The following is an 11,153-nucleotide window of genomic DNA, read 5'->3' on the forward strand; positions in this document are numbered from 1 at the left end:
GCTCCCCATCTCCCCTATTCCTTCTTCCTGAAATAGCTTACAATCGATCAAGGATTATTTTGCACGAACATGATCAAACTGAGATTAAAACGATACGGTAAAAAACGGGAGGCAAGCTACCGGATTGTAGCGATGAATAGTACCTCCCGTCGGGACGGCCGCCCTCTTGAAGAACTAGGTTTCTATAACCCCAGAACAGACGAAACAAGGCTGAATATCCCAGGAATTGTCAAGCGTCTCCAAGAAGGTGCTCAGCCGACTGACACTGTGCGCGACCTACTGAGAAAAGCTAATGTTTTTGAACAAGTCGGAGCAGGAGCTAACCTTGAGTCCAGTAATCCAGCGATCGCCAGCTAGTCCTGATTATGTGGGGCTGGTGCGCTTTTTAATCGAGCCTTTTTTAGAATCACCTGGGTCTTTGCGAGTTGATTGCGAACTACACCCACGCCAATCGCGGACGTGGATTCGGCTGGCTTTTGACGAGCCAGATAAGGGGCGCGTGTACGGCAGGGGTGGACGCAACATTCAGGCAATTCGGACTGTACTGGAAGCGGTGGCAAAAACAGCAAGCGAATTCGTGTATTTAGATATATACGACGCTCAAGAGGGCGATCCTCGCTACTCCAATCCTAAGAGCGATTCGCGCTATGGAAGTGCTAGGGGCGATCGCGACAGTCGCGACAGCAGACCCCGAAGTAGAGATATCGGCGGCAGACCATCGAGAGAACCGTCCCGCCGTTCAAGTCTGCCCCCAATTAAACCTAACAGAAGCAATCCAGACTTCGGTTAGCAATTTTAGGGCGATCGGCAGTCTCTACATCATTTATATGTCTGTTGAGGAAGGCCGCGTTGCCCCCTTGGATGCTAGGGCTTACGCTAAAGCCCCTAGCTTTTTTATTTAAGAGGGGCTAGGGGCTAGGGGCTAGGGGCTAGGGAAGAGGGAAGAGGGAAGAGAGAAGAGGAAGAAGGGTTTAGAATCAGGGTTTTAGGAATTCAGAATGTCCTAACCGCCTTGGCAATTGATAGTTTTAATTGGAGGGAGCTTATGTTAGCATGACAGAAATATTAACCATTGAATTACCGAGTGTTGAGAGCGCGATCGCGATCGCGGGTTATCAAGAAGAAAATCTCAAAGTCTTGACCAAACAAACCGGGGCTAATGTAGTCTTGCGAGGGCAAGAGCTAGTGCTTTCTGGGACAGAAAATCAAGTAAAATTGTGCGAGAAATTAGTGCGATCGCTTACCCAATATTGGAAAACTGGTAAAAGCATTTCTGGAGTAGATATCCTCACCGCACGCCACGCCTTAGACACCAACCGCCAAGAGGATTTACAAGACTTGCAGCGCGACGTATTCGCCAAAACCCGACGAGGCGAAGAAATTAGAGCCAAAACCTTTCGACAGCGGCAATACGTCCAAGCTTTACGCACCCACGACCTCACATTTTGCATCGGCCCGGCGGGTACTGGCAAGACCTATTTAGCAGCAATTCTGGCAGTGCAAGCACTCCTTTCTAAGCAGTACGAACGGCTGATTTTAACACGCCCAGCAGTGGAAGCCGGCGAAAAATTAGGATTTTTGCCTGGTGATTTGCAGCAGAAAGTTAATCCTTATTTGCGACCGCTGTATGACGCTTTATACGAAATGATTGAACCAGAAAAAATGTCTGATTTAATGGAAAAGGGAACTATAGAAGTAGCTCCTTTAGCGTATATGCGCGGTCGCACTCTTAGCAATGCGTTTGTGATTTTAGATGAAGCCCAAAATACTACTCCCGCGCAGATGAAAATGGTATTAACTCGTTTGGGTTTTCGTTCCCGAATGGTAGTTACTGGCGATCTAACTCAGACTGATTTGCCCTATAATCAACAGTCGGGATTATCAGTTGCCCATCATATTCTGCGTCACGTTGAAGGTATTGCTTTCTGCGAATTTTCTCAGGCGGATGTTGTGCGACATCCTTTAGTGCAGCGGATTGTTGCTGCTTACGAACAGCACGAAAAATAATCTTTGTAGTAGCGCTATGTTATAAGGATGACAAACTCAGGTGCAGAGCATTATTTTGAGAAAGATGTATTTCCGTTGTTTTACACTAATTTTTAGTGCAGGAGGTAAAAAAATGATTGGTGACTATAAATTGTCAAGCGTAAAAAATGGCATTGGTTATTTCGCTCGTGTTGTAGTAGAAGCTATGCTTTTTTCTGAAAAAGAATTGGTAATAGATGCCATAGGTCATCAGATCAATAGGAATGAATGTGAGGTTAATGCAGAAACACATAAAGACTGGATTAATGCAGCAATTGAAGGTGCAAACTACACTTTAAAACATATCAAGCAATTAGATGAAATAAACAAATCCGACGTTAAAATTATTAAAGTTATTGGACTTGAAACTGATACTACAGAAGATGCTGTAAGAACGGCAGCCTCTATTGCTACATGGCGAGCTATAAATCTAAATTGCCCAGAACCTGAGCCTGTATTTGACAAAAATTGGTATGTTGTGTTTCCTGTAAGAAATCAACACCTTTAATTTTTAGTTTTTTTAGTTTAGTTACTTAACAACTCACAAAATCATGCCTAATCTTAAAGAATTTCTGGAAGAATGTGAAAACCTCGGCACACTGCGTTTAATTGTTACAAGTAGTGCGGCTGTACTGGAAGCGCGGGGTAAGATTCAAAAGCTTTTCTACGCAGAGTTACCCAAAGGTAAATATGCAAATATGCACACAGAAGGCTTTGAATTTCACCTGAATATGGACAAAATTACGCGGGTAAAATTTGAAACTGGTGAGGCAAAACGGGGCAATTTTACTACTTATGCAGTGCGCTTTTTAGATGAAAAAGAAGAACCTGCTTTGAGTGCATTTTTGCAGTGGGGAAAACCAGGGGAATATGAACCGGGACAAGTTGAATTTTGGCACGAATTAAAGGAGAAATATGGGGAGGTTTGGGAACCAGTACCAGTACAGGAGATTTAGCTTATTTTGTTGAAAGTAATTGCATTCTTTAGTTTCTTTCTAGTTACATTGCTTTCAAGTGCTGAGGCTCAAGCTGGTATTTTAGCAGATAGATTAGCCAGTTTTCCGCATTGGGAAAGCAAGCCACTTGTTGCCTCAGCTAAGGGGGATTTGATTTATCCAGAATGGATGGCTGGTAACTGGACTGTAGAGAGTACGCTGGTGGATTTAGCAGCACCTTTAGCGCCGGATATCGTAACACCTGGATTTGATAGCAATCGCCAGTATTTGAATCAGCCAGTTAGATTTAAAGTTCGATTTCAGGCTGCAAATGCTCAGTTAAATACGATGAGTTTAGTTGAAAATTTACCTGCATCTAAGTCTAACTTATTAACGAGAGGAGATAAAACCAAAAATGGAATTGTAGCAGATAGAGCTTTTAATGGGTTGAATATTGGTAGAGCTTATTTAGGTGATAATGGGGTGCTTTCCGTGAAAGTAGATCCCCATAATCCTAACCGTCAAATTACCTTGTTGAGAGATGACAAACAATTAATTTCTATTGTCACCAATCGCGGTATTGAAATCCCTAACAAAAACGAGTTTATAGGTACGGAAATTTCTCAGCAGATATTTCAAGGGGAGTCTCAGATTTATTTGAATGAGGTAGAAACAACCACTGCTTATCAGTTTTTAGAGTCGGATAATAAAATTTTAGCAGATCAAGTGACTGCGATCTATTTATCGCCCCAAGACCCAGATTATTTTGCAGCAATTGGTCGCCCCGTAGCTCTTTATCGATATCATTTGGAGTTAGTAAAATAAATAAAACTTACCAATCACTTAGAGTTATTAGAGTTATTATATCTACGGATAGCATTATTCATCAAGTTTATTTGCTCTGCATGAAATGATGGTGGCATTAAGCTATGAATTGTATGATCCAGTCCATCGTGCATTACATCAGTCGGAAGTGAAGAATGATCTAGACCTAGTGTATGACCAATTTCATGGGCGATGGTATTAGCAATTAAGTTAGACATTTGATTAACACTCAGGCTAGCATTGTAAGAAGCATAGAATACTCGATCGATGCGGATAATAGCACGGTTTGTAACTACGCCTGATTGGAAACTAGCAACACCAAGATAGTCAACGGGTTGGTTGTCAGCGAATATATAGACATGAGTAAAGTTTTCACCCCATTCTTTGGGATCGGGGATATCTGATGTTAAAAATACCTTAACGCTTCTAAATGCACTGTAGAGTTTGGAGAAAGCATCTATAATTAGAGAAAACATCGCTTCTCTATTTTCTGATGTGACAGCCATTTCGGACACGTCTACCCAAATGCAACGACGGAAATCGCTATTCTTATCTATTAGAAATTTGCCACAAGCAGGGCAAAAATCCCACTGAGGTTGAATGCGGGAACGACATCCCTGACAGCGAGGTTTAGGGGGTCTAGTCAGGTTTAGCCGTTGCGAAAGAGGGAGTTTGAGCTTACGATTGTGTTTGGTTAAGTCTAGGCGATCGTACAGAGACATTTACAGCGTAAGTGTTTTTAAATTTAGGTATTGAGGGAGTGCTTAAGAATATTTGGTAATAAGTTCCCCTAACCCATTAACCTTAACACCGTCACCAATTGCGGCCATTTTCCACTCATTATTATGTCTGTAGATTTCAGCCATAATCATCCCAGTCATACCTTTGTATTCAGAACCCGATAGGTTATATCTGGCGAGTTCTTTATTATTGGATGTATTAACCAGGCGTACAAACGCATTTTCAACTAACCCAAAGTCTTGTTTGCGAACAATACAATCGTAAATGTTAACTGTAAAAACCAGTTTCACAATCTCTAATGGCATTCGAGATAAATCTACCAAAATTTGCTCGTCATCTCCATCTCCCGCACCCGTGAGATTATCGCCGAGATGCGTAATTGCTCCTGAACGGTGTGATAGATTACCAAAGTAAACAATATTCGCAATATCCTTTACTTTGCCATCTTGGTCTAAACAAATCACGGAAGCATCTAGGTCACAATCATGAGTATTGCTGAAGGCTCCAAATAAACCACTCCCTGAACGTTTGACAACATCCCACCCCAATCCACACATCAGTTTTGTGAGTCCTGGTGCTTCTTTAGAAAGCGAGATTCTCTGTCCTTTTTGTAGTTGAATTGCCATTGATTTTATCTCCTAGCTATAGCGGTCGAGTAGTGCTTGTAAGCCACCTTGATAACCTGCTCCCACTGCGTTAAGTCGCCACTCACCATCTTTACGATAAAGTTCAGCCATAATCAGGGCTGTTTCTATGGAATAATCTTCTACAAGATCGTAGCGAACTGCTTCTTGTTGTGTTTCCATATTGACGAGGCGAACGAAGGCATTTTGTACTTGACCAAAATTTTGACGGCGTTGTTGGGCTTCATGTATAGTTACAGCTATAACTATTTTTTGGATATCCGCAGGCACTTTTTTCAGATTGATTTTGATGACTTCATCATCACCCTCACCTGCACCCGTGAGGTTATCCCCCATGTGCTGAATTGATTTGTCAGGATCGGGACTGGTGAGGTTATTATAAAAAATGAAATGGTTGTCAGAAATTAATTTTTCATTAGCCCCTAAGAGGAATAATGATGAGTCTAGATCGAAGTCGAAACCCGTGTCTGTAGCTTTAATATCCCATCCCAGTCCCACAAATACTGCTGAGAGTCCGGGTGAAATTTTATCGAGCGATACACGCTGTCCTTTTGTCAGTGAAACCGCCATTATTCAGTCCTCCTCTGTTTGGGATTAAGCGATCTATAGGTAAAGTTGAAATGCTTGTTTAACGATCTGCTGAAAGCAGCTTAAAACCTTAAAATTAATATTTTAAGCTTATAAGCAAAGTGTAAAAACGTCAATAGTTTTGACAAATCTTTATTATTTTTTTATGCGCTCGGACAGAGAGCGATCGCTCTTTAGTAATTAACCAATTAAGAACCTGAATCAATAAACTATTAATATTGCGAACCCCAGAATTTCTATATTTATGATATGATACTGTGTCCACAACTTGAAAGGGTGAGAAGTAATGAGTCGGAGTGAAGCTGAAGTCCGTAGCCAAAAAATTGATGAGTTGCGATCGCAAGGGATAGAGCCTTATCCCAGTCAGTCTTACGCGCGATCGCACACAGCTAAAGACGTACATGAATTATTTAGCCAGCCAGGAAAAGAACTCCAAAACGGAGAAACTGACCCCGAAGAAATTTCTCTCCGAGTTTGCGGCCGCATTACATCCAAGCGCGATAGTGGTAGCATTTGCTTTATTGACTTGAAGGATTTTTCAGACAAGATTCAACTCAAAATTGAGAAAAAAATCGTTACTGGCGAATCTGGTTTGAGCTTTAAACAAGTACAAAAATTACTTGATGTCGGAGATTTTGTCGGTGTAGAAGGAATTGGCTGCCGCACTCCACGCGGAGAACTTTCTATTTTGGTGCGAGAATTAAAGGTATTATCAAAAGCTACGATACAATTTCCTGATGCTTATTACGGCGTTAATGACCCAGAAATTTGTCGTCGTCATCGGGAGATGGATTTAGCAGGAAACCAAGCATCTTTCCATCGTTTCGCTCTTCGCAGCCGCATCCTTCAGAGTATCCGTTCCTATCTGTGGAAGGCAGATTTTTATGAGATAGAAACACCTACATTGCAAGCTATTTACGGCGGTGCTGCTGCCCGACCTTTTATTACTCACCATAATGCTTTAGATGTAGATTTGTATTTGCGAATCGCTCCTGAATTATTTTTAAAGCGGGCAATTTGCGGCGGTTTCGATCGCGTTTTTGAACTAGGGCGGGTATTTAGAAATGAGGGTGTTGATAGTACCCACAATCCTGAGTTTACATCTTTAGAAGTTTACCAATCTTATGCTGATTACTTCGACATTTTGACTGTTGTAGAAGATGTCATGTGCTATGCAGCTAATGCTATTTTTGGTGATATTAAGGAAATAGAAAATCAGGGAGAAATCATTAGTTTAGAACGAAAATTTGATTACACCCATACATATCCTGGTTTTAATGGTAAGCATTGGCAAGTGAAAACGATGGTGGAAGCGGTTAAAGATGAAACGCAACTAGATTTTGAAAGTTTGAGTTTGGAGGAAGCGATCGCATCTGCCCAAAAATTAGAATTACACCTTTCTAAACTCGAAAAACAAAGTTTAGGTTACGTACTCTACGCCATATTTGACAAAGTAGTTGTCCCTAAACTGATTCAGCCTACTTTCATCATTGACTTTCCTGTAGAAGTTAGTCCCCTAGCAAAAGGACACCGTAGCAAACCGGGATTTGTGGAACGCTTTGAGCTATTTATCAATGGTACAGAATACTCAAACGGCTTCTCCGAATTGAACGATCCCAAGGAACAAAGAAAGCGGTTTGAGGAACAGCTAGCCCAGAAAGATGCAGGCGATGATGAAGCACATCCTATGGATGAAGACTTTATTCAAGCTTTATCTTTAGGGATGCCGAATTGTGCGGGGATGGGCATAGGTATAGATCGGTTAGTGATGCTTTTGACTAATACTCAAAGTATTCGCGATGTGGTGATGTTCCCAACTATGCGGCCTGTTAAAGATTCTTAGATCGATTGTCGATAGATCGTGCTTGTAGGGGCGGGTGTGCGAAAATTTTAGATGAGAAAATTAGAATATAAACCCGCCTCTACCAATGAAATTAACTAATCTACTACGATCGATTTTTACCGCATAAACGAACCAACAACAACATTAAAATCATCAGCTAAAGGATTACCCAAAGCCTTAAATTTCCACTCTCCACCATCTCTGTAAACTTCCCCAATCAACATAGTTATCTTACCATCGAAAGAAGGCTCGCTCGACAAACTATATCGAGCTATTTCTTTCCCCGTTGCATCTATCGCCCTGACAAAGGCATTTTCTACCATCCCAAAATGTTGTTTTCGCTCTTTAGCCTGATAGATATTCACACCCAAAATTATCTGATGATATTGTTCAGATAGAGAACTGAGCCTCACAACTATCTGCTCATCGTCTCCTTCACCTGCACCCGTTCGATTATCGCCTAAATGAACTACGGTTTTATCTTTAGATTCCAAATGGCCGTAATAAATGACATCTTCCTTATAATTCTTTAACTTGCCATTTTCTCCCAATAAAAGAGCATAAGAATCCAAGTCAAAATCCTTACCACCGCCGCCAAAAAGACCACCTTTTGACTTAGCGATATCCCAGCCTAAACCCATCGTCAGCTTGGATAAATCGTATTCACTTTTACTGAGAATAATGCTTTGCCCTTTCGTCAAATTAATAGCCATAGTTTTGTATTGTTTCTAAGGTTAATCTATGCTGGAGTTTGGTAATTGTAAATGAAGACTGAGCTTTATTTACCTTCGGAGGCTAACTCGTTATGGTAAAAGATGTTGACTTCGTGCTGATTTTACCCAATTTGGGTATTCAGTTGTCAGCAAATCATATAATTCTTCATCGGCAATAGCTTCGGGATCTTCTACACTAAAAAAATCGGCATTATCTAAGTAGCCATTTTTCATTTCATCAAGTTGCTCTAAAAAGCTAAAATCGCTTGTCATCGCCTTTGAAAACCAACCACCAATTCCCTTACTTTTTACATCCTTACTCGACTTGCCAATCGCCATAAACTGCCAAAATATTGGCTCATAAGATGACCATTTTAAATGTTGTTTAGTATCTTGCTCGTCAGCAGTAGCTCCATCTGTGACAAACATAACATAAACAGGTCGATCTGCGGCAATGGGTGAGTTGCGGATTTGTCCATGACCATCAGGAAAATAGAAATTTCTGATCTCTTTCATTACTTTCCCATAATAAGTCCACCCTTCTAAAGGATATTGATGTAGTATATTGTGAATAAAGTTGGGAAAATTATCTACCGTCATTTCACCCGGATTGTGGGCATTAGCTCCAAACAGAAATATATCAATAGAACCATCGTCATCAAATCGACATCCTAAAGCCAGAATCTTCTCTGCTAAGCGCTGAATTTTTCCAGAATTGTAGAGGGAGGTCATAGACGAAGAAATATCAAGACAAAGCGCTACTTTAGCCTGATGATTTGTTAAATTAGCTTTTGCCAGCGAGATATCTACTTTCTTAACAAGGTCAAAAATGTGCGGCGCTTTCTCCTCAAGCTTTTTCTCTAACATAATAGCTTTCAGATTTTTGTTGCCATGTTCAGGATGTGGTAATTTAGGTAACGTAGGTTCTACTTTTTTCTCGGACTGTTTAATCTCTACGTAATATTTATCCACAAAACTTTGTAATCCCTGTTTATAACCTTGTCCTACGGCCTGAAATCTCCAGGTTCCATCCTTTCTATAAAATCGTCCAAATTCTACGGCTGTTTCTTCTGAAAAAGCCTCTTGTAAATCATACCGTGCTAGCTCAATTCCTGTATCTAGATCGTAAAATCGAATAAAAGCTATTTTGATTTGACTGAAGTTTTGATTTTTTGCCTGTCCTTCGTGAATAGTGACAACAAAAATCATTTCTTCAATCACCGAATTTACCTTAGCCAAATTTACATAAATTGTCGCGTCATCCCCTTCAGTTTGCCCATATCTATTGTCTCCAGAGTGTCTTAAAGAATCATCCAAAGATTGAAGGTTGTTGTAAAATATAAAATATTTTTCGTCGGGAACTTTGCCATCATCTCCTAACATAAAGACAGAGGAATCAATGTCATATTTATCATTAGTTTTCGAGCCACTTAAGCCCTTCTCTACTTTCCATCCAAGGGCTATAGCCACCTTGGTTAAATTGGGAGCTTCTTGAGAAAGATTAAACCTTTCGCCCTTCTTTAATTGAATTGACATTTTGTTTATATCCTCATTCAGTCTGATTACTAAAATCAAGGGGAATATTCACCCCTATTTTGAATTTCCCCTTGATATATTTACCTTAGCTTGATAGAGTTTGTGTTAGGCATATTTGTCTACAAAACTTTGCAAACCAGCATTAAAACCTTGTCCTACTGCTTGGAATCTCCATTCGCCATCTTTCTTGTATAGCCGTCCAAACTCAATGGCTGTTTCTCTGGAAAAATCCTCATCTAGATCGTACTTAGTTACTTCTGTGGAGGTAGTATTGTCGTAAATCCTGATAAAAGCATTCCTGACTTGACCAAAGTTTTGTCTTCTAGTTTCAGCTTCATGGATAGTGACAACAAAAACAATTTCTTCCACAGAAGCATCTACTTTGGATAAATCAATTAGAACTGTCTCATCATCTCCTTGACCTTCTCCGGTTCTACTATCTCCCAAATGTTGTACTGAACCATTTGGGGATTCTTTATTATTGTAAAAAACGAAGTATTTTTCGCTAGGAAGTTTCGCATTTGCACCCAGCATAAATACAGAAGCGTCCAAATCAAAGGCCGCTCCAGTATCGGTAGCATTGATATCCCATCCTAAACCAATACCAGCATTCTTTAACCCTGGTGCTTCTTTGGAAAGATTGATTCTCTCGCCTTTGCTCAGATTGATAGACATCTATATTACCTTGGTAAACTCAACAACTTTCACTAATATCAACTATAGCAAATTTCACAGCTTTTTGACAATTTGCTCTTGATATTCTTCTTCGGCCATTAGTTCTTGGGCATTTTCCACTCTGTCTAAAAATACGAGCCCATCTAAATGGTCGTATTCATGTTGAAAAATTCTGGCTACAAAATCCCTCAATTCTTGTCGATGCAGCTTTCCATCACGAGCCGTATATTCAATCTCAATCGCTTGATATCTCGGTACTAACCCGCGAATTCCCGGAATGCTCAAGCAACCCTCCCAGTCTTTGACGACATCATTTGAGCGTGCAATAATTTGGGGATTAATCATCGCTGTAGGTTCCATTGTTGGTGCTTGTGGATAGCGAGTACTAGGACGTGAGGCGACGATCAATAAGCGGTAAGATTGAGCAACTTGAGGGGCCGCAATCCCCACGCCATTAGCATTTTGTGCTGTATGAATTAAGTTGTCAATCAGTTTTTGCAACTGCTCATCTTCAAGATTTTCGATAGTTTGAGCTTGGCGACGCAGTACGGGATTACCTAATTGAGAGATTTGTAATATTTCAGCCATGATTTACTGTTAATTCATGTGAATTGGTAATTGTTAGTTG

Annotated in this window: 14 protein-coding genes; 7 read left to right on the forward strand and 7 right to left on the reverse strand. The window is 40.6% G+C overall.

Annotated elements, in window-relative coordinates:
* Positions 1–69 precede the first annotated feature (69 nt).
* The 6 genes from rpsP (at position 70) to OSCI_RS12080 (ending at position 3,785) form a co-directional block, all read left to right on the forward strand.
* Entirely contained in the window at positions 70–357 is a 288-nt protein-coding gene (rpsP, locus tag OSCI_RS12055; RefSeq protein WP_007355231.1) for a 30S ribosomal protein S16, read from the forward strand.
* The gene (locus OSCI_RS12060; protein ID WP_007355232.1) at positions 326–790 is read left to right on the forward strand and encodes a KH domain-containing protein; all 465 of its coding nucleotides are present in this window, start codon (positions 326–328) and stop codon (positions 788–790) included. The genes rpsP and OSCI_RS12060 overlap by 32 nt, the downstream gene beginning before the upstream one ends.
* Positions 791–1,053: 263 nt before the next feature.
* On the forward strand, positions 1,054–2,007 hold the full coding sequence (locus OSCI_RS12065) for a PhoH family protein (protein WP_007355234.1): 954 nt from the start codon (positions 1,054–1,056) through the stop codon (positions 2,005–2,007).
* 112 nt (positions 2,008–2,119) lie between these two features.
* The gene (locus tag OSCI_RS12070; protein WP_007355235.1) at positions 2,120–2,533 is read left to right on the forward strand and encodes a hypothetical protein; all 414 of its coding nucleotides are present in this window, start codon (positions 2,120–2,122) and stop codon (positions 2,531–2,533) included.
* 43 nt (positions 2,534–2,576) lie between these two features.
* Positions 2,577–2,981 carry a ChuX/HutX family heme-like substrate-binding protein gene (locus tag OSCI_RS12075; protein ID WP_007355236.1) on the forward strand — a complete coding sequence of 135 codons (405 nt, stop codon included), beginning with the start codon at positions 2,577–2,579 and terminating at the stop codon, positions 2,979–2,981.
* Positions 2,982–2,987: 6 nt separating this feature from the next.
* Complete coding sequence (locus OSCI_RS12080) at positions 2,988–3,785, forward strand: DUF6816 family protein (RefSeq protein WP_019487366.1); 798 nt, start codon at positions 2,988–2,990, stop codon at positions 3,783–3,785.
* Positions 3,786–3,799: 14 nt separating this feature from the next.
* Here OSCI_RS12080 and OSCI_RS12085 read toward each other — a convergent pair whose 3' ends face one another.
* The 3 genes from OSCI_RS12085 to OSCI_RS12095 are packed head-to-tail and all read right to left on the reverse strand — an operon-like array spanning position 3,800 to position 5,740.
* Entirely contained in the window at positions 3,800–4,507 is a 708-nt protein-coding gene (locus OSCI_RS12085; protein WP_007355238.1) for a matrixin family metalloprotease, read from the reverse strand.
* Between the two features lie 42 nt (positions 4,508–4,549).
* On the reverse strand, positions 4,550–5,152 hold the full coding sequence (locus OSCI_RS12090; protein WP_007355239.1) for a TerD family protein: 603 nt from the start codon (positions 5,150–5,152) through the stop codon (positions 4,550–4,552).
* 12 nt (positions 5,153–5,164) lie between these two features.
* Entirely contained in the window at positions 5,165–5,740 is a 576-nt protein-coding gene (locus OSCI_RS12095; protein ID WP_007355240.1) for a TerD family protein, read from the reverse strand.
* 304 nt (positions 5,741–6,044) lie between these two features.
* Between OSCI_RS12095 and lysS the strand changes: the two genes are divergently transcribed.
* Entirely contained in the window at positions 6,045–7,601 is a 1,557-nt protein-coding gene (gene lysS, locus OSCI_RS12100) for a lysine--tRNA ligase (protein WP_007355242.1), read from the forward strand.
* A 116-nt stretch (positions 7,602–7,717) separates the two neighbouring features.
* Here the strand turns inward: lysS and OSCI_RS12105 are convergent, their stop codons facing one another.
* The 4 genes from OSCI_RS12105 to def all read right to left on the reverse strand — a co-directional run bounded on the left by OSCI_RS12105 (position 7,718) and on the right by def (position 11,113).
* A complete protein-coding gene (locus OSCI_RS12105) occupies positions 7,718–8,314 on the reverse strand; it encodes a TerD family protein (protein ID WP_007355243.1) in 597 nt (198 codons plus the stop codon).
* 90 nt (positions 8,315–8,404) lie between these two features.
* Entirely contained in the window at positions 8,405–9,850 is a 1,446-nt protein-coding gene (locus OSCI_RS12110; RefSeq protein WP_007355244.1) for a TerD family protein, read from the reverse strand.
* Between the two features lie 105 nt (positions 9,851–9,955).
* A complete protein-coding gene (locus tag OSCI_RS12115; RefSeq protein WP_007355245.1) occupies positions 9,956–10,525 on the reverse strand; it encodes a TerD family protein in 570 nt (189 codons plus the stop codon).
* A 54-nt stretch (positions 10,526–10,579) separates the two neighbouring features.
* Positions 10,580–11,113: a peptide deformylase gene (def, locus tag OSCI_RS12120; protein WP_007355246.1), complete on the reverse strand. Its 534-nt coding sequence runs from the start codon at positions 11,111–11,113 to the stop codon at positions 10,580–10,582.
* Positions 11,114–11,153 lie beyond the last annotated feature (40 nt).

The organism is Kamptonema sp. PCC 6506, assembly GCF_000180455.1.
Taxonomy (GTDB): Bacteria; Cyanobacteriota; Cyanobacteriia; order Cyanobacteriales; family Microcoleaceae; genus Kamptonema; species Kamptonema formosum.